The organism is Bradyrhizobium sp. USDA 4474 (genome assembly GCF_054057515.1).
Genome location: NZ_JBSRZJ010000002.1, coordinates 5,754,639 through 5,773,471, shown reverse-complemented (window position 1 = coordinate 5,773,471; position 18,833 = coordinate 5,754,639). Strand labels below are relative to the sequence as shown.

17 protein-coding genes and 1 pseudogene are annotated in these 18,833 nt (G+C 63.4%); 9 read left to right on the top strand and 9 right to left on the bottom strand.

The features are described 5' to 3' along the window. Window positions 1–75 precede the first annotated feature (75 nt). From ACVW16_RS28800 to ACVW16_RS28785, 4 genes and pseudogenes are all read right to left on the bottom strand, one after another. A pseudogene (locus tag ACVW16_RS28800) lies at window positions 76–1,206 on the bottom strand (NAD(P)/FAD-dependent oxidoreductase); the annotation flags it as partial. Between the two features lie 10 nt (window positions 1,207–1,216). Beyond that, entirely contained in the window at window positions 1,217–1,645 is a 429-nt protein-coding gene (locus tag ACVW16_RS28795) for a globin family protein (protein ID WP_456702394.1), read from the bottom strand. 122 nt (window positions 1,646–1,767) lie between these two features. After that, the gene (locus tag ACVW16_RS28790) at window positions 1,768–3,159 is read right to left on the bottom strand and encodes an MFS transporter (RefSeq protein ID WP_456738032.1); all 1,392 of its coding nucleotides are present in this window, start codon (window positions 3,157–3,159) and stop codon (window positions 1,768–1,770) included. Window positions 3,160–3,493: 334 nt separating this feature from the next. Beyond that, window positions 3,494–4,411 carry an intradiol ring-cleavage dioxygenase gene (locus tag ACVW16_RS28785; protein ID WP_456702392.1) on the bottom strand — a complete coding sequence of 306 codons (918 nt, stop codon included), beginning with the start codon at window positions 4,409–4,411 and terminating at the stop codon, window positions 3,494–3,496. A 157-nt stretch (window positions 4,412–4,568) separates the two neighbouring features. Between ACVW16_RS28785 and ACVW16_RS28780 the strand changes: the two genes are divergently transcribed. Continuing rightward, window positions 4,569–5,843, top strand: a complete 1,275-nt coding sequence (locus ACVW16_RS28780) for a serine hydrolase domain-containing protein (protein ID WP_456738031.1) — start codon at window positions 4,569–4,571, stop codon at window positions 5,841–5,843. A 257-nt stretch (window positions 5,844–6,100) separates the two neighbouring features. Here ACVW16_RS28780 and ACVW16_RS28775 read toward each other — a convergent pair whose 3' ends face one another. Continuing rightward, on the bottom strand, window positions 6,101–6,334 hold the full coding sequence (locus tag ACVW16_RS28775; RefSeq protein WP_456702390.1) for a hypothetical protein: 234 nt from the start codon (window positions 6,332–6,334) through the stop codon (window positions 6,101–6,103). Between the two features lie 137 nt (window positions 6,335–6,471). Between ACVW16_RS28775 and ACVW16_RS28770 the strand changes: the two genes are divergently transcribed. From ACVW16_RS28770 to ACVW16_RS28760, 3 genes are all read left to right on the top strand, one after another. Beyond that, the gene (locus tag ACVW16_RS28770; protein ID WP_456702389.1) at window positions 6,472–6,816 is read left to right on the top strand and encodes a DUF1236 domain-containing protein; all 345 of its coding nucleotides are present in this window, start codon (window positions 6,472–6,474) and stop codon (window positions 6,814–6,816) included. A 338-nt stretch (window positions 6,817–7,154) separates the two neighbouring features. Then, complete coding sequence (locus ACVW16_RS28765; protein WP_456705212.1) at window positions 7,155–8,612, top strand: sensor histidine kinase; 1,458 nt, start codon at window positions 7,155–7,157, stop codon at window positions 8,610–8,612. Window positions 8,613–8,628: 16 nt separating this feature from the next. Then, window positions 8,629–9,774: a mandelate racemase/muconate lactonizing enzyme family protein gene (locus ACVW16_RS28760; protein ID WP_456738030.1), complete on the top strand. Its 1,146-nt coding sequence runs from the start codon at window positions 8,629–8,631 to the stop codon at window positions 9,772–9,774. 364 nt (window positions 9,775–10,138) lie between these two features. On the opposite strand, the gene ACVW16_RS28755 is transcribed toward ACVW16_RS28760, so the two are convergent. Next, a complete protein-coding gene (locus ACVW16_RS28755) occupies window positions 10,139–10,870 on the bottom strand; it encodes a cytochrome c biogenesis CcdA family protein (protein WP_456738029.1) in 732 nt (243 codons plus the stop codon). Between the two features lie 208 nt (window positions 10,871–11,078). Further along, window positions 11,079–11,345 (bottom strand): hypothetical protein, encoded by a 267-nt coding sequence (locus ACVW16_RS28750; RefSeq protein ID WP_456702387.1) that lies wholly within the window; start codon window positions 11,343–11,345, stop codon window positions 11,079–11,081. A 479-nt stretch (window positions 11,346–11,824) separates the two neighbouring features. Here ACVW16_RS28750 and ACVW16_RS28745 point away from each other — a divergent pair, with 479 nt between their 5' ends. The 5 genes from ACVW16_RS28745 to ACVW16_RS28725 all read left to right on the top strand — a co-directional run bounded on the left by ACVW16_RS28745 (window position 11,825) and on the right by ACVW16_RS28725 (window position 16,430). Continuing rightward, entirely contained in the window at window positions 11,825–12,874 is a 1,050-nt protein-coding gene (locus ACVW16_RS28745) for a LysR family transcriptional regulator (protein WP_456702386.1), read from the top strand. Between the two features lie 29 nt (window positions 12,875–12,903). Continuing rightward, window positions 12,904–13,275 carry a helix-turn-helix domain-containing protein gene (locus ACVW16_RS28740; protein ID WP_020608151.1) on the top strand — a complete coding sequence of 124 codons (372 nt, stop codon included), beginning with the start codon at window positions 12,904–12,906 and terminating at the stop codon, window positions 13,273–13,275. Window positions 13,276–13,733: 458 nt separating this feature from the next. After that, window positions 13,734–15,101: a L,D-transpeptidase family protein gene (locus ACVW16_RS28735; RefSeq protein WP_456738028.1), complete on the top strand. Its 1,368-nt coding sequence runs from the start codon at window positions 13,734–13,736 to the stop codon at window positions 15,099–15,101. A gap of 121 nt (window positions 15,102–15,222) precedes the next feature. Next, entirely contained in the window at window positions 15,223–16,038 is an 816-nt protein-coding gene (locus ACVW16_RS28730) for an enoyl-CoA hydratase (protein ID WP_456738027.1), read from the top strand. 113 nt (window positions 16,039–16,151) lie between these two features. After that, a complete protein-coding gene (locus tag ACVW16_RS28725; protein ID WP_456702384.1) occupies window positions 16,152–16,430 on the top strand; it encodes a hypothetical protein in 279 nt (92 codons plus the stop codon). 41 nt (window positions 16,431–16,471) lie between these two features. Here the strand turns inward: ACVW16_RS28725 and ACVW16_RS28720 are convergent, their stop codons facing one another. Together ACVW16_RS28720 and ACVW16_RS28715 are read right to left on the bottom strand one after the other, a co-directional pair. Beyond that, a complete protein-coding gene (locus ACVW16_RS28720; protein ID WP_456738026.1) occupies window positions 16,472–17,551 on the bottom strand; it encodes an isocitrate/isopropylmalate dehydrogenase family protein in 1,080 nt (359 codons plus the stop codon). Between the two features lie 165 nt (window positions 17,552–17,716). Further along, window positions 17,717–18,784: an alcohol dehydrogenase gene (locus tag ACVW16_RS28715; protein ID WP_456738025.1), complete on the bottom strand. Its 1,068-nt coding sequence runs from the start codon at window positions 18,782–18,784 to the stop codon at window positions 17,717–17,719. Between the last annotated feature and the right edge of the window lie 49 nt (window positions 18,785–18,833).

The following is an 18,833-nucleotide window of genomic DNA, read 5'->3' as shown; positions in this document are numbered from 1 at the left end:
AAGGAAGCGCGCGAGCGCGCGGCCGAACATCATGTCGGCGCGGAACGTCGCGATCTTCTCGCGGGTGCGGATCAACTCGAGATACCAGAGCGCTTCCGCGGTATCGCCGATCAGCACGGCGCCGGTCAGGCATCCGTCGGCGATGACGAGCTTCTTGTAGGTCCCGCGCCTGCGGTCCGACAGCACGAGGCTCTCGCTGCCGTCGGCGCCCATGAAGTCGCCGGCGGAGAACACGCTGACACCGGACACTTTCAGATTGGTCGAGACCACGCTGCCCGGATAGGCGGCGGGTCGGCCACCGAGATGCCGGGCCAGTACGCGCGCCTGCTCGTAGGCCGGTTCGACCAGGCCATAGCAGGTGCCGCGATGTTCGGCGCATTCGCCGAGCGCGTAGATGCCCGGTGACGCGGTCTGCATCTCGTCGCTGACGACGATGCCCCGATTGACCGCGATGCCGGCTTCCCTGGCGAGCGCGATGTTGGGCCTGATGCCGGCAGCGAAGATCACGGCGTCCGCCTCGATCCGGCTGCCGTCGGCAAGCTCGACGGCCTCGACATGGCGCTCGCCGTGAATGCGGGCAGTCGAGGCATTGAGCATGATGCGGATGCCCTTGCGCTCGACCAGCGTCTTGAGCAGGCCGGCAGCCGCCGCATCGAGCTGGCGCTCCATCAGCCGGTCCATCAGATGCAGCAGCGTCACGGGCGCGCCGGCCTTGGCGAGACCATAAGCCGCTTCAAGGCCAAGCAGGCCGCCGCCGACCACGACGACGCGCTTCTTGGCCGCTGCAAGCGTCAACAGCAGATCGACATCGCGGGTGTCGCGAAAGGTGTGTACGCCGGCGAGATCGGCTCCGGGCACGTTCAGCCGCAGCGGCGTCGATCCCGTGGCGAGAACGAGCTTGGAGTATTCCATGCTCTCTTCGCCAGCGATCTTGAGCTCGCGGCGGCCGGTGTCGATCTCGGTGACGCGATAGCCATAGCGCACGGTGACGCCGCGATGGCGCCACCAGTCCGCAGGTCTCAGCTCGATCTCGTGCGAGCCGGTCTCGCCGGCCAGCACGGATGAGAGCAGCACGCGGTTGTAGGCGAGCCGCGGCTCATCGCCGATAACGGCAACCGCGTAGCGGCCGAGCGCAGTCTTGGCGAGTTCGTCGACCAGACGCGCTGCCGCCATACCGTTACCGACGATGACCAGCGGTTCACTCACGAGGCATCTCCTATTCGGCGGCCTGCGCCTGTGAGCCGTAGGCCTCGGATATCATGAAGCCGGACAGCACGCCGTAAGCGTCGGTCCAGGCGGTGGCGAGCTCGGGCGTCCAGGCCTCGCCAAGGCCCTTCTCCAGGGTCCACAGCAAGGTCGCGCCGACCACGGGATAGTGCTCGGCCTTGGCGCCGTAGGCGACGTGACGCTTGGCGAGCGCCGACGCCGCCGGAAGAATCGTTTCGAGATTCGACAGGCCGCCGACGACGGCGGCGAGCATGCCCATCAGCTTCTTGCGCTGCTCGGTCATGTCCTCTGGAAACATCGCGCGCACCGAAGGGGCAACTTCGAACAACCGATCGTAGAACAGCTGCGAGGCAGTTTCTGAAATCGGCGCGACTTTGGAAAAGCTTTGCTGCACGAGGGCGATCTGCTGAGGAGTCATGATGTTGTCCTGTCTGTTTCGGTCTGCCTTCGTCCGCGCCGCTGCGGAAAAAGTTCGTTGTTCAAACGTCATCAGAGCGGCTTCTCCCCGCATACGGAGAGAAGCGATTTTCGTGCCGAGTGTCAGACCCGAGCCTCGGCGAGGCTTGGCGCGCCTGCAGCCTGCGGGCTGCGACGCAGATAGAACCACCAGGTCAATCCAAGGCAGACGGCGTAGAAGGCGAGGAAGACGGCGAGCGCGACCTGCGGTCCGCCCGTCATCGCGATCGACTTGCCGAAGCTGCTCGGGATCAGATAGCCGCCGACAGCACCGACCGCGCCGATGAAGCCGACAGCGGCACCGCTCTCGATGCTCGCGGTCTTCAGCGCCATCGCGCGCGCTGCATCGCCCTTGCCGCGTACCTTGAACAGGTTTTGTTCGCGGAAGATCGAGGGGATCATGCGGTAGGTCGAACCGTTGCCGATTCCCGTCGTCAGGAACAGGATCAGGAACATCGCGATGAATCCGGTGAAGTCCTTCTGCCCGACGAAGTAGAGCACCCCGATCGTAGCGGCCGCCATCGCGATGAAATTCCAGAAGGTGATGATGGAGCCGCCAACCTTGTCGGCGAGCCAGCCGCCGAACGGACGCGACAGCGAGCCAACCAGCGGACCGAGGAACGCGATCGAGATCGTGACCGTGGGAAACTGGGTCTTGATCAGCAGCGGAAACGCGGCGGAGTAGCCGATGAAGGAGCCGAATGTTCCGATGTAGATGAAGGCCATGATCCAGGTGTGCTTGCGCTTGACGATGGCAAGCTGGTTCTTGATCGACGACTTGGCCGAGGTCAGGTTGTTCATGAAGAACACGGCGCCGAACACCGCGATCGCGATCGGCAGCACCCACATCAGGCCTGCGTTCTGGAGATAGACGCCGCCGACCGGCGTTGCCTGGAACAGGTTGATGACGGCGAGCGTCATCAGGATCGGCGTCAGAAGCTGCACGCTGGAGACGCCGATATTGCCGCCGGCCGCGTTGAGGCCGAGCGCCCAGCCCTTCATGCGATCCGGGAAGAAGAAGGAGATGTTGGTCATGCTGGAAGCGAAATTGCCGCCGCCGAGACCGGCAGTCGAAGCAATGAGCAACATCAGCCAGAACGGCGTGTCGGGCTGGCTCACGAAGTAAGCAAGCGACAAGGTCGGAATGAACAGGATCGCCGCGCTGAAGATGGTCCAGTTGCGACCGCCGAAGGTCGTGACCGCGAAGGTATAGGGAAAGCGCATCAGCGCCCCGATCAGGCCGGGGACGGCGACAAGCTGGAACAGTTCGTCGGTCGAGTAGTGGAAGCCTGCCTGCGGCAGCTTGGTCGCGACGATGCTCCAGATCAGCCACACCGAGAAGCCGATATGCTCGGCAACGATTGACCAGATCAGGTTACGCCGGGCCACGGCTTTGCCGCCCGCGTTCCAGAACGCCTCATCTTCGGGGCGCCAGTCGGAAATCCACGTCTGACTCAGAGACGGATCCTTCGTCATTGATAATCCCTTTTGGTCGCACCGCTGCGTCGTTGCAGTCTTGGCCTACACGCGCGGAAGCATGCTCCGAGGCTTCACCCCGGCGGCGAGTTCACGATGCTGATTGATGATGTCGAGTGACGGCGTCGGTGGCGTCAGAGCCTGCTATTCAAGCTCTGTGCCAGCTCTCTCACTCTTAAGAAACACAAGAAATACAATCACTTGGATCGCCTGATGAAATCCTAGGCGCGCCTATAATTGCATCAAAAAGTCGCGACGCGCCCAATTCTTGAATGACGATTCGCTCACTCCCTGTGCGGCGCACAACAAATGAGCGATTGCCTAAAAAGTGTCGTCAGGCGGGCTCGGCGGCCCTGGTTCCGAGCGGCTTGGGCGCGATGCCGCCGCCCGGCTTGAGATGGAACTCGTAGGTCATCAGATGCCATTGCCCGTTCGCCTTGGCACCGTCGGGCATCTCAGGGTCATTGCGCGGCTCGACCTTGGCGATGAGATCGTCCTTGACCCCGAACACGACGTCGGAATCGAGATATTTGTCGCCGTCCATGAAGACGTGCGTGATCAGCGGCTCATAACCGTTTGCATTGACCAGGAAGTGCACATGCGCCGGGCGCATCGGGTGGCGCCTGGTCTGCACGATCATCTCGCCGACCGGCCCGTCGGTCGGGATCGGGTAGCTGCACGGCAGGATGGTGCGGAAGAAGAAGCGGCCGTCGCCGTCGGTGATGAAGCGCGCCCGTGCCGAGGCACCGACCTCGGCATAGTTCGCCTTCTGCGAATCGTAGAAGCCGTCATCGTCGGCATGCCAGACATCGACCGGAACGTTCGCAAGCGGCTTGCCCTGGAGATCGGTAACGCGGCTCTGCACGAACATCCGCTCGCCCGTGAGATTGTTCGGCGAGATGTCGGTGCCGTGCGCGGTCACCTTGTGCTCGCCGACATAGAACGGGCCGAGCACGGTGGTCTGGGTGGCGCCATCGCGGTCGCGATGGTTGACCGCGTCGACCAGCATGGAGACGCCGAGCACGTCGGAGAGCAGGATGAACTCCTGGCGGGTGTCGGTGCATTTCTGGCCGGTGCGGGTCAGGAAATCGATGGCGTATTCCCATTCCGCGAAGGTGAGACCGGTCTTGCTGACGTAATCGTGCAGCGACTTCACCAATTCCTGGAGAAGGAATTTCGCACGCGGATCTGGCGTGTTGTCGAAGCTCTTGACGACCGCTTCGGTGAGTTCTGTCTCGTTGAACTGGGTCATGGTGCGTTTGCCCTGATTTTCTCGTTGGCCCGGTCGGGCTCCTTGGCGTTCCCGGCTGAAATCTACACCTCGGGCAGCCCAGCGTTAAGCGCGACCGCTTGGAATAGGGCCATCATTTCGGCTATCAACGTGCGAGAAAAACAGCCTGGAGGAACCAATGCTCGCCCCGACCCCTGCCTCGCCCGAATCCGTGGGCATGTCCAAGGCCGCGTTCGACCGTATCGATGCGCATCTGAAGCTCAGGTACATCGATGCCGGCCGCTTCCCGGGCACGCATCTCCTGGTCTACCGCCGCGGCAAGATCGCCCACAGCTCGGTGCAGGGCCTTGCCGATGTCGAGCGCAAGGTACCCGTCAAGGACGACACCATCTATCGCATCTATTCCATGACCAAGCCGCTCACCAGCGTCGCTTTCATGATGCTGGTCGAGGAAGGCCTGGTCGCGATCGACGAGCCCGTCGCCAAGTACATTCCGGAATGGAAGAATCTGGGCGTGTTCGTCGCTGGCACCCACCCCAACTTCCTGACCCGGCCGCCGTCCCGGCCGATGCTGATCGTCGACCTGCTGCGCCACACCTCCGGGCTGACATACGGCTTCCAGCAGCGCTCCAATGTCGATGCCGCCTATCGCGCCGAGAAGATCGGCGAGGTCGAGAAATCGGGCACGCTCGATGGCATGATCGAGAGCCTCGCAAAAATTCCGCTGGAGTTCTCGCCGGGCGAGTCCTGGAACTACTCGGTCTCGACCGACGTGATCGGCTATCTCGTCGGCAAGATCTCGGGAATGCCGTTCGAGCAATTCCTGAAAACACGCATCCTCGATCCGCTCGGCATGACCGATACCGATTTTCATGTGCCGACCTCGAAGGCGCATCGCTTCGCCGCCTGCTACAACGCCGATCCCGGCGGTGGCTTCACCATGCATGCCGGCCAGCGCCGGGAAGGGCTGACGCTCCAGGACGACCCGACCAAGAGCTCGTTCCTGTCCCCGCCATCCTTCATCTCCGGTGGCGGCGGGCTGTGCTCCACGATGGCTGACTATCTCACCTTCTGCCGCGCACTGCTCAACGGCGGCGAGCTTGGCGGCGTCCGCTTGATCGGACCGAAGACCCTGGCGCTGATGACCAGCAATCACATTCCCGGCGGACAGGCTCTGCCTGATGTGTCGCGCTCACTGTTCTCGGAGGCGACCTACAACGGCATCGGCTTCGGCCTCGGTTTTGCGGTGACGATGCGTCCCGCCGAGACCCTGATCGCCGGCAGCCCCGGCGAATACAATTGGGGCGGCGCGGCGACGACCTCGTTCTGGATCGATCCGGCCGAGGAGCTGATCACCATTTTCATGACGCAGGTGCTGCCGTCGAGCGCCTACCCGCTCCGCCGCGAGCTGCGCAGCATGGTCTACGCCGCCATCACCGACAGCAATCTCTGAGAATCCCGACATTTGTTGCAACAGGCTTTGCGAGCGATCGCGAAGCCTGTTGCTATTTTCCTAAAGCGCGATGAGATCGGGTCGAATCGTCATCGCGCTTCAGCTCCTTTGTTTGAGCACGATCTTTTCGGAAAACCGCTTCACACTTTTCCGGATCATGCTCTAGTGGAAATGGCCAATCAAATAGATGCCGCCGCCGATCACCAGCACGGCGGGGACGGCCCACAAAATCAAAACCGGCATTTTTGTCGTCCTCCTCAGTTTGACGTGCAGACCTTGACGGTCTTCATGCTGCTCTCAGCCTCCGAGCGCGACTTGTAGACCGTGCCCGAGGGGCTGACGACGGTCATGCTGGTGTCGGTCGGCTTCTTGTCGACGACCGTGCACTTCTTGGTCTTGACGTCCTGCACGACGTAGAATTCGTCGGCCGCGAACGCCGGCACGGTGAATGCAGCAATCATCACGGCTGCGGTTGCGATCCTCAACTTCATTCTCTCCTCCTCCAATTGCCGGACATTCTGCGCCCGGTCGATCTACAAACGGGAAAAACTAGCAATTTGTTCCTATCGGCCGGGAACGTCATGTGCTGTGAGCTGTTGGTGCGGGGCTTATTCGTGAGGAGGACAAAATGAAGAAGCTGTTCCTGCTATCCGCAGCAGTGATGATGATCTCGACCGGCGCGTTCGCGCAATCGACCGTGGTGACGACGACTGGAACCAGTCATGCCGCGGCGGTTCAAATCGAGCCGCAATACCGGACGCGGATCAAATCCTACGTCACCGAACATCATCTGCGGCCGGTGACGACCAAGGAGAAGATCGTCGTCGGCGCCACGGTTCCGAGCGACGTCACGCTCGAGGCGGTTCCGGAGGATTGGGGTCCGGCTCTGACAAGGTATCGCTACGTCTATTCCGGCGATCGCGTGATGCTGGTGGATCCCGGCACGCGAGCCGTCGTGCAGGAAATTGATTAAGGCCTGATGCAGGGGCGGCCGCCCGCGAGGGCGGTCGCTCCTGCGGAGTTCATCACATGACATCGCATCGAGAAGCCCGCATCGCCGGGCTGAGCCTGGCAGCGGTGTATGCCGTGTGCCTGCTGCTCACCGCCGTAAGTATGAGCTGAACCGCGGGGGACTGCGCTGCAAAACGTCCCCGATCCGCTACCCGGAGACGAAAATTCGTGGCGCAGCTCACACACTGACCGTATGGTTTGACAAAATCATAATCCGGCGCCACAGCGCCGGAACCGGGACGCCCGCTTTTGTCAAAGCTCTCCCTGCCGGTCCGGCTCGCTCTCCTGGTCACGGGAACGATGTTGCCGCTGATCGCCTTCGCCGTCGGCCTCGCTTATTCCAACTACCGTCAGGACCGCAGCGATGCGACACGCCGGGTGCTCGAGACGGTGCGAAGCATGCGCCTCGTGCTCGATTCCGAGGTGCAGCGGATGACGGGCGGACTGCAGGTGCTCGCGCTCAGCGAGTCCTTGCGCAACGGAGACTTCGAGGGCTTCCGCCGATTGGCCGTCGGCTTCATCAGTCAGTATGGCGAGGACAGCGTCCTGCTGCTGGCCGACCGGTCCGGGCACCAGCTGTTCTCGACGGCGACGACCGAAACGATGAACCTGCCGCCACGCAACAACCACGAGATCGTCGAGCGGGTGTTCGCGAGCAAGGCGCCGCAATATTCCGACCTGTTCGTCGGGGCGACGAAGAAACGGCCCATTGTGACGGTCGAAGTCCCCGTGCTGCGCGATGGCGAAGTCGCCTATGCGCTGTCCTTCAGTCCACCCATTGCGATATTCCAGAAGCTTGTCGAGCGGCAGCGGCCGAATGATCGATGGACCGTGTCGCTTCTGGACGCAAAAGGTCTGGTATTTGCTCGGGCTCCCAACCCGGCCGAGACGTTCGGCAAGAGGGCGTCGGGCGCGCTCTACGACACCATGTTTCGCACCCCGGAAGCCACCCTCTCGACTGTTTCGCTGGATGGTGTCGCACTGTCCTCCGCCTATACGCGGTCGCGGCTGACGGGCTGGACGGTCGTTGCCGGCGTCACCGAGAGTTCGCTGATCGCGCCATTGTGGCGCAACATCGCAATCACCAGCCTGATCGGCGGCGTGCTGCTGCTTGTCGGTCTGACCTTTGCGGTCCGGATGGCGACAACGATCGCGCGCGGGGAGATGCTGCACAGTCTCTTGATCGAGGAGCTCAACCACCGCGTCAAGAATACGCTCGCCTTGATGCAGGCCATCGCGGTGCAGACGTTTCGCAGCGCAAGCCGCGACGAGCGAACAAAGTTCGAGGGCCGCCTTGGCGCGCTTGCCGAAGCGCACAATCTCCTCAGCCAGGAGAAGTGGGCCGGCTCGGAGCTGCGGGACGTGATCGCGCGCGCGCTCCAGCCGTTCCTGCTCGCAAATCCCGATCGAATCCGGATCGCCGGCCCCGCGGTGCCACTGTCTCCACGGCTTGCCGTGGTGCTGTCGATGATCGTGCACGAGATCGCCACCAATGCCGCGAAATACGGCGCGCTGTCCAACCAGACCGGCCGAGTGACGCTGCAATGGGAGGTCATCGCCGACGCGCCGAAGCCGCGGTTGCGGCTGATCTGGACCGAGCTCGGCGGCCCGTTGGTGACGGCGCCCGTGCAGCGCGGCTTCGGCTCGCGCCTGATCGAGCGCAGCGCACGCGATCAGCTCGGCGGCGAGGCAACGGTGGACTTCTTGCCGCGCGGCGTGATCTGCACGGTCATTTGCGCGCTCGATGGGGAGCGGTGAACGGAGGACGTCGGCGATGAAGATCACGGGGATTCGCGGCCACTTCCTCGAGGCAAAGCTCTCGCAAGCTTTTGCCTATTCGCGGGCCTGGTACGACAGCCGCACCGCGATGCTGGTCGAGATCGAGACCGATACGGGCCTGACCGGCTGGGGCGAATGCTACGGCCCGGCGCGGATGACGGCGGCCGTGGTGAACAACGTCGCATCCTGGCTGATCGGCAAAGATCCGCTACGCACGGATGTGTTGTGGCAGACGATCTACGCGCGTTTACGCGACCACGGCCAGAAGGGCGTCGTGATCCAGGGCCTCAGCGGCATCGACATCGCGCTGTGGGACATCAAGGGCAAGCATTTTGGCGTGCCCGCGCATCAGCTGCTCGGCGGCGCGGCGCGTAACGAGGTGCAGGCCTATGCCACCGGACTTTACCGGCGCAAATCGGGCGATCCGCTCGAATACCTGCCGGATGAAGCGGCCTCCTATGCCGGGGAAGGCTTTCGCGCCGTGAAGCTGAAGGTCGGCTTTGGCATCGCTGAGGACGCCGCGGTTACGCGCGCCGTGCGCGAGGCGATCGGTCCTGATGTCGCGCTGATGGTCGATGCCAACCACGCCTATGACGCCGTCGCCGCGATCCGGCTCGGACGGCTGATCGAAGCCCACGACATCGGATGGTTCGAGGAGCCGGTGCCGCCGGAGGACGTTGCGGGCTATCGCGCGGTGAAATCCGCGCTGACAATCCCGATCGCCGGCGGCGAGTGCGAGTTCACGCGCTTCGGCTTCCGCGATCTGTTCGCCTCGCACGCGCTCGATATCGCCCAGCCCGACACCTGCGCGGCCGGCGGCCTCACGGAATGCAAGAAGATCGCCGACATGAGCGAGGCCTTCGGCATCCGCTACAATCCGCATGTCTGGGGCACCGGCATCGCGATCGCGGCCTCGCTTCAGCTCCTCGCCGTGCTGCCCTCGCACACCCCGACCTCGCTGGCGCCTCTCGAGCCGCTCCTCGAATTCGACCGTACCGAACATCCGATCCGGCAGGAAATTCTGAAACAGCCGATCGAGCATGTGAAGGGCCTCGTTCGTGTGCCCGACGCTCCCGGCCTCGGTGTCGAGATCGACCGCAAGGCGCTGGCGCGATTTGGGGTGAGCTGGGACTGCAGTTAACGCTCATTGCGATTCAACGGGTGCGCCACAACGAAGGGACTGGAACCTTTTTGGAACTTTCCGGACCTCTCGCCAATCAACGGTCAGTGAAACCTGCCACGTCCTGGGAAGGCGTCCCCTTGCCCACTGAGCCAGAGGCAGAACCCGATCCCCGCTGGCGTCCGAGTTCGAACTGATAGCGCTGGCCTCACTCCTGCCATGGTGCTTGAGCCTGCTCCTCGCCTCCCACGATGCCGTCATTGCACACGCATTTCTGCTCACCGCGCAGTTCGGCTGATCAGGCGCGCTCGAGGCGTTTCCGTTGGACCAGACGGACAATCGCCCGAAGCAACTTCCGGAGGCCGCCACGGGGAGAGCCGCGCGCCTACCCGATCGTCTGCAGTGCCGGAAACGTCTCCAGCAGCCAGATGCTCACATTGGAGACCGCGCCGGTGAGGAAGCCGATGCCGGTGATCACCATCAGCACGCCCATGGCGCGCTCCACATTGACGAGTTGGCCCTTCATGCGGCCGAATAGTTTCGAGAACTGCTCGATCATCAGCGCTGCGATCAGGAAGGGAACGCCGAGACCTGCGGAATAGACCGCGAGCAGCCCTGCGCCCTTCGTCACCGTCGCTTCAGCCGCGGCGATCGAGAGGATCGCGGCGAGGATCGGGCCGATGCAGGGCGTCCACCCGAATGCGAAGGCGAGTCCCATCACATAGGCGCCCCAGAGGCCGACGGGTTTTGGCGCGCTCAAGCGGCCCTCGCGCATCAACAGGCCGATCCGCGTCAGCCCGAGGAAGTGCAGGCCCATGATGATGATGACGATGCCAGCGAGGATCGACAGTTCCGCCGACCAGGCGCGGATCATCGAGCCGATCAGAGAGGCGCTGGCGCCGAGCGCCACGAACACCGTGGAGAAGCCGAGCACGAACAGCAGCGCCGCCATCATGATCGCGCGCTTCGAGGCCGTATCCGGCTCATTGCTCTCGACATGCTCGATCGTGGCGCCGGTGAGATAGATCAGATAGGGCGGAACCAGGGGCAAGACGCAGGGTGAGAGGAAGCTGACGAGACCGGCAATCAGCGCGGCCGTAATCGAAACATGTTGCATGATGCAGTCGGAGCCATCCCGGGCCCTCGGGCCGGGCGCGGGGAATGCGCGCGGGACCGGAGCCGAACCGGCTCTGGTGTAGCCGATGCCGGGGAATGCGCAACAGAGGCGCAATCAAACCAGGGCTCCTCCCGATGCCGTCTGCGATCACAGATACGGCATCGGGACGCGCACAAATCTCGCAAAAAAGCGAGATCAGGCGGCGCGGCTATTTCACCACGCGGAGCAGCGGACGCCGGGGCTGGTCCTGCGTCTGCTTGGAGGGGGATAGCGGCTCGCTGGCAGCGCTCCGCAGCATTTCGTCGCACAGCGCCTTGAGGTCGGCACTGTCAATTCCTTTGAGCTTCATCCTCACGTCGAGGATGACGATCGAAAGCAACTCAGCCGATTCACGGCTGTTGCTCTCCTTGAGAACCTTGCGGCACTCCTCGAGCGTCTCGAGCACTGACTGCAATTGTTGGTCTGAATGCGACACCGGAGTTCTTTCAGTTAATTCGAGCTACGAGACGTGCTTGAAGCGATCCCCTCGGCCCCAAAGCGAACCGAGGATAGCACGGAGAGTCCGTGCTCTCGAAGACGATTTCAATGCGTGTTCGCGTGGAAACTGCGGTTCCAGACAGCATCGCTCTGCGGTTGACGCGGCGAGCGTCGCAACGGTCAATGACAAAACATTCGGCCGGATGCGATTGATCGATTCCGGGGACACGCCCAAATCCCGCACGCCACCCTGCGGTCCGCATGGACCACGCAATTCCCGCAGCCATTCCTGGGCTCGCAACGGAATGCACGTCTACCCCTCTTCCGGGCAAGAATTAGCCCGATTCCCAGCGCCAGACACACCCCAATACCGTCTCGGGCGCGGTAAGTATGGCGTTCAAAACTCGCCACCCCGCAACCCGCCGTGGTTGTGGTTTGCGCTGGATTCTGCCAGTTTAGCAACCCGAAGGGACTTGTATGCACTCCTTAGCGGAAAGGGGCGTTCCACAGGAAGAACGCCTAAAGACAAACATCAGCGGCCTCTCCGATTGGGACGCGGCCCGCATTTTCCTGGAAGTCGTTCGACGCGGAAGTTTTCGCTCGGCGGCCGAACGCCTGTCCCTGTCGATCAATGCTGTACGCCGGCGAATCGACGATTTCGAACGCCAGACCGGCACAACCCTTTTCACCCGCGACGTCCACGGCACTCACCTCACCGATGAAGGCGCACTGGTCGTCTCCGCCGTCGAGCGCATGGAGGCGGCGGCCTTCGACGTGCTGCGCACCAGCGATTCGACGGCCAACGCGCTCACCGGCGAGGTCCGCGTCGCCGTCACGGAAGGGTTGGGCACGTTCTGGCTCGCCCCGCGGCTGGTCGAATTCCAGCAGGCCTATCCGAATGTCCTGGTCGACCTGCACTGCGCGATGCGCTCGGCCGACGTTTCCCGCCACGAGGCCGACGTCGCTATCCATCTGTCGCGTCCCTCGGCGCTCGACGTCAAGCTGGTGCGGCTCGGCCGCATGCATTTGATGTTCTGGGCCTCCAAGGGTTACGTCGAGAAATATGGCGCGCCCCGCTCGGCTCTGGAATTGATCAAGCATCGCCTTGTGCTGCAATTCGCCGATCAGATCGCCGCCAAGGAAACCTTTGAGAGCTTCTTCCCGGGCGTTCCGGAACGTGACCTTCTGGTCATGAAGACCAACGTCTCGAGCGCCAACTATTGGGCTGTCGCCAATGGCGCCGGAATCGGCGTATTCCCGAGTTACGCCATTGCGCTTGGCGGGAAGCTGATTCCACTGGAGGTCGAGTTGAACCGACCGCTGGATATCTGGTTGTCGTACCATCCTGGTAGCGGCCGGATTCCCCGTGTGCGGCACATGATTGACTGGCTGATCGAAGCTTTCAATCCGGCTCGCTTCCCGTGGTTTAAGGAAGAATTCGTGCATCCGCATGAATTCAAGGACTCTTATATGGGCGAACCCCTGACCCAGCTCTTCGGGGGATTTTCAACCGAAGAACAAAGGTGAAAACGAAAATGAAAGCAGCGGCGAAGAGAATGAAGCAGCGCAGCGCCGGCAAGCCGGACATCGAGCTTGGCAAGCGCATCCGTCTGCGGCGCGTCGAGATGAAGATCTCGCAGGCCGAGCTCGGCGAAAAGCTCGGCGTGAGCTTCCAGCAGGTGCAGAAGTACGAGAAGGGCGTCAATCGCGTCGGCGCGGCTCGGCTTCAGCAGATCGCCTCCGCCCTCGACGTGCCGGTGACCTTCTTCTATGACGGCGACAACAAGGCCCGCGAAGTCGAAAGCCTCCTGTTCCTGGACTCGGCTTTCAGCCTCCGCCTGCTGCGCGCCTACAGCAAGATCAAGGATCAGACGGTGCAGCGTCAGCTCGTCTCGCTGATGGAATCGATCGCGGCCAACGAGAGCTGAGCCGGTCGAAGGTCCGGCCTTCATGGCCGATGTTCAATCCGCCGCGTCGCGGGGGCGCGGCTGGATTGGCGAGACCTGATGGCTGAGACATGATGTCTGGGAGCATGATGTCTGGGAGCATGATGTCTGGGAGCATGATGTCCGGAACATGAGGAGATCAGATTTGGTCCGCGCCACGTGTGCGCGAGCTTTGGTTGTTGGGGCGGCGTGGCCGCCTTTTTTTTATTGCCTTCATTCGCTTTTGACGGCCATCGATCGCTGATTTCGCGAACCCGCCCCAGCCTTGCCGCGACCCAGTCGAGAGAGCCCCGGCGAGCACGCCCGGGCGCTTCGAGACGACTTGCTTAGTGGGACCGTAACCTCGATGCCCTAGCGTCCCGCCGATTTCAGCGAATCGGCGTTGGCGGCATGGGCTGCCGAACATTGCCGATGCGAGCGCCCGTCGGGGCCTCGACCTCATGGGAAAGACCAGACAGATGCCGAAATGCCATGCCTTGATCATTGCCGTGGGCCTCCTCGCCAGCGCGTCCGCATTCGCGCAGTCCGAGACCACCGGTCAGGCCGGGCCCAAGACGGCCGCCCCGTCCGGCACTGTCCCGGCCGCCGCCAACCCGGCCCACGCTGCCGTCCCGAAGACCGCGGCTGCGGCATCGGCGTCGACGCCCGAGAGTCGCTCGGCCGCAGCGCTGGCGCTGACCCATGAGCCGACCTTCGACGAGGGCACCGCCCAGCGGATCAAGGACGCGGCGCTGAGCTATTCCGATCTCGCGGTGCGCGGCGGCTGGCCGACGATCCCCGCGGACGCCAAGTTCGCACTCGGCGTCCAGGGCGCCAATGACGATCTGCTGCGCAAGCGCCTGATCCTCACCGGCGATCTCGCGGCCGAGAAGGCGAGCGGTGCTTTCGACCAGGATCTCGCCGACGGCGTGAAGCGCTTCCAGGCCCGCCACGGTCTTGCGCCGACCGGCCTGATGACGCCGCGCACCTTCGCCGCGATGAATGTCCCGGTGCAGAAGCGCATTCGCCAGCTCGAGGCTTCGCTGGAGCGGCTCGAGAACACCAATTTCAGCTTCGGCCGGCGCTATGTCGTGGTCAACATCCCCGCGGCCTTTGCCGAGGCGGTCGAGAACGACGTCGTGGTGCGGCGCTATCGTGTCATCGTCGGCAAGACCGAAAAGCCCTCCCCCACGCTGACGGCGGAGATCACCGGCGTCGTCCTCAACCCGACCTGGACGGTGCCGTCCTCGATCGCCCAGACCGAGATCTCCGCGCACATGCGCAAGGACCCCACCTATCTGTCGCGCATGCACATGGAGGTGCTCGACGGCCACGACAATCCGATCGATCCGCATTCGGTCGACTGGTCGGGCACGCACACACCTAATTTCACCGTGCGCCAGCAGAACGGCAGCTTCAACGCGCTAGGCGCCGTGAAGATCGACATGCCGAACTCGTACTCGGTCTATATGCACGACACCAACCAGCGCAGCCTGTTCAGCGACGATTACCGCTTCGATTCCCACGGCTGCTCCCGTGTCGACAATGTGCGCGATCTCGCCGCCTGGCTGCTCAAGGACCAGCCGAAATGGACGCGCGCAGCGATCGACGCCGAGATCGCGACCGGTCAGCATCAGGAGGTCGCCATGGCCAGGAAGGTGCCGGTGGCCTGGATTTATCTGACGGCCTGGATGACCAAGGACCAGACCATCCAGTTCCGCAACGACGTCTATAACCAGGACGAGCAGTTGCTGGAGGCGACGGCCGAAGAGGCGGCGTTCTTCAGCAATGCCGGCAACCATCCGCTGACCGCGCACATGGCCCAATAGGATGCCGCAGTAGGCATGCAATGGCGGCACGGCCGGATGCAAGCCCGCATCCCCGCCACGATTGACCCGGGCCTCGGCCTGACAGCACATTACGCCTCGCCAACCGACGAGCGAGCGCGCGATGCCTGATCTGTCCCAAGAAACTCCCTACGCCGACGGCAAGATCCTCAAGCAGGTGACCGACGGCGTCGGCATCATCACCTTCAACAATCCCGACAAGCGCAACGCGATGTCGCTGGAGATGTGGGAGGGATTTGGCGAAGCGCTGACGGCCTTGCGCGACGACGACGCGGTGCGCGTCGTGATCCTGCGTGGCGCCGGCGGGAAGGCGTTCGTGTCAGGCGCCGACATCAGCCAGTTCGAGAAGGTCAGGCACAACGCGGCGGCCTCCGAAGAGTATGGCAAGCGCAGCGCCGCCCAGCGCGCGCTGCTCGCCGATTACCCGAAGCCGACGATCGCATGCATCCAGGGCTTTTGCCTCGGCGGCGGCATGCAGCTCGCGATGCTCGCCGACATCAGGATATCGGCGCATGACAGCCAATTCGGCATTCCCGCGGCGAAGCTCGGCATCGCCTATGGCTATGACGGCTTGAAGCACCTGGTGTCGCTGGTCGGTCCGTCCTGGGCACGGCTCCTGATGTACACGGGCATGCGCATCGATTCCACGGAGGCGCTGCGCATCGGTCTCGTGGAACGCGTGATCCCGGACGACCAGCTCTGGGGCGAGACGATGGCGATCGCCATCACGATCTCGCAGAACGCGCCGCTCGCGATCAAGGCGGCCAAGATCACCATCGCCGAGGTGCTGAAGGACGAGAGCGCGCGCGACATGGACGCCATCAAGGCGATCGGCACGGCATGTATGGACAGCACCGATTTCCGCGAGGGCCGGCAGGCCTTCATGGAGAAGCGGAAGCCGCAGTTTTCGGGGAAGTGACGCCGAGAAGCTGAACCTTCATTCACGAAGATTAAATTCCTCGCCGCACAGCGCCGCGATTGCAACCAACTGATTTGCCGCAAGTTCTCCCGGCACCAACGAGGGAGATCGCGATGAAACTCAAATTGGCTGTTCTTGGTCTGGCTGCCCTCGGCAGCGTGGCGCTGGCGTCGGGACAAGCGCTCGCGGCGATGCCGAACGGCATTCCGCAGGCCGACAAGGTCGCCAGCGGTCCGGCCGCCCATGTCGATCAAGTGCGCTGGGTTTGTAATCCATGGGGCCGGTGCTGGTGGCGCCCGAACTATTACGGCGCCTACGGCTTCTACGCCCCTCGGCGTTTCTACGGCCCGCGTCCGTGGGGCTGGGGCCATCGCCACTGGCGCCGCTGGTAACGACGAAGGGGCCGCGAGGCCCCTTTCTCTCGCGGGGGCGGCTACAGGGCCGCGAGCACTGCCTTCGTGATGTCGGCCGTGCCGTTGCTGCCACCAAACTCCATCGGCTTGAGCCCGTCGGCATAGACCTGATCCACCGCGCGCTCGATTCTTTCGCCCGCCTCCATCGCGCTCTCGACGCCGTGCTTGTCGGCAAGCCAGTCCAGCATCATCGCCGCCGACAGGATCATCCCCGTGGGATTGGCCTTGCCCTGTCCCATGATGTCGGGCGCGGTGCCGTGGCACGGCTGGAACACGGCGTAGGTGTCACCGATGTCGGCTGAGGGTGCCATGCCGAGGCCACCGATCAGGCTCGCGGTGATGTCGGACACGATGTCGCCGAACATGTTCTCCATCACCATTACGTCGAAATCCCAGGGACGCTTGACCAGCATCGCCGAGCACGCGTCGACATAGAGCCGATCGGTCTTCACACCAGGATGTTTCTTCGCGATCTCGTCGAAGATGCCGCGGAAGAACGCGAACGCCTTGAACACGTTCGCCTTGTCGACGCAGGCAAGCGAGCCCTGCTTGCCGCGCGCCTTGCGCCGCTCGGCGAGGCGGAACGAGAAGTCGAACAGGCGCTCGGAGGTCTTGCGCGTGATCAACATGGTCTCGCGCGCATCGTCATGAGTGACGACGCCTTTGCCCATCGAGGCGAACAGGCCCTCGGTGGATTCGCGGATCACGACGAGATCGATACCGCGCTTGTCGGCACCGACGATCGGGCTCGGCACGCCGGGTATCAGCCGCGCCGGCCGCACGCCGGCATAGAGATCGAAGATGAAGCGCAGCTCGATCTGCGGCGCGATCTCGGTATTGTCGGGGTAACGCACCGACGGCAGGCCGCAGGCTCCGAGCAGGATAGCATCCGCCTCCTCGCAGAGCTTGATGGTCGAGTCAGGCATCGACTTGCCGGTCGCCAGATAATTGTTGGCGCCGGCGGGCGCCTCGGTGAAGCGGAAGCGCAAATCCGACTTCGCCCCGATCTTGCGCAGGACTTCGAGCGCGGGCGCCATGACTTCGGGACCGATGCCGTCACCGGCGAGCACGGCAATGTGGAAGGCGTTGTTTGCGGACATTTAAGAGGCCTCGAGGAAGGAGCGAGCATCATTGCGAGGAGCCCGCGACAAGATTGCGAAGCAATTTTGCGCTGGCGACGAAGCAATCCAGACTGTCTCCGCGGAGGGATTTCTGGATTGCTTCTTCGCTTCGCTCCTCGCAATGACGGAGGAGAGAGTGCGCAATTACGGCGTCAGCACGGTGCGCCCGACCACTGCGCCCTGCTGCAGCTGCAATAGCGCATCGTTGGCTTTGCTCAGCGGCGCCGTCGTCACCGGGATCGGCGCGACGTTCTTGGCGCGGACGAGGTCGAGCAGCTCCTGGGTCTCGCGCAGGTTGCCGACATAGCTGCCCTGGATCGTCACGGCCTTGATCGGGATCAGCGGCAGCGCCCAGGTCGCGCCGCCGCCGAACAGGCCGACGATGACGAGCTTGCCGCCTTTGGTCAGGCAGTCGAAGCCGAGCTGCGTCGTCGCGGCATTGCCGACGAGGTCGATCACCGCGCGGATGGGCCCGCCCGCTTTCTTGGCCAGTTGCTCCAGCGCGTCGCCCGCCTTGGGATCGACGGTCGCAAGCGCGCCGGCCTTCTCGGCGGCTTCTCGCTTTTTGGCGTCGATGTCGACCACGATCGCCCCCTTGCCGCCCATTGCCTTCAGCAGCGACAGCGCCATCAGGCCGAGGCCGCCGGCGCCGAACATCACGATGGGCGTGTCAAAGTACTGCTCGACCTTCTTCAGCGCGCTGTAGGTGGTGACGCCCGAGCAGGCGTAGGGCGCGGCCGACGCCGGATCGAGCCCTTTGAGATTGAGCACATAGCGCGGATGCGGCACCAGCATGTGATCGGAATAGCCGCCGTCGCAATAGACGCCGAGCGAGCGCGGTGTCAGGCACATGTTCTCGTCACCGGCCAGGCACGTCGTGCATTTGCCGCAGCCGATCCAGGGATAGACCAGGCCGGTATCGCCGAGCCTGAGCTCGCCTTGATCGGTCGGCTTCACGTCCGGACCGAACGCCAGCACCTCGCCGACGGTTTCATGCCCCATGGTCAGCGGCAAATTGATGCCGCGTTCCTTCAGCGACAGCGGCTTGCGGCCATGGCCGAGATCGTAGCCGCCTTCCCAGATGTGGAGATCGCTGTGGCAGACGCCGGCGGCCTTCACCTTGATCAGGACCTGCGTGCCCGAAGGTTGCGGCGTCGCCTCGTCGAACTCCTGCAGCGGCGCCTTGAAATCGGCGACCTTGAAACTCTTCATCGGAATCCTCCCGGCATGCTTCTCGTTATCGCTACCACCATGCCATGGC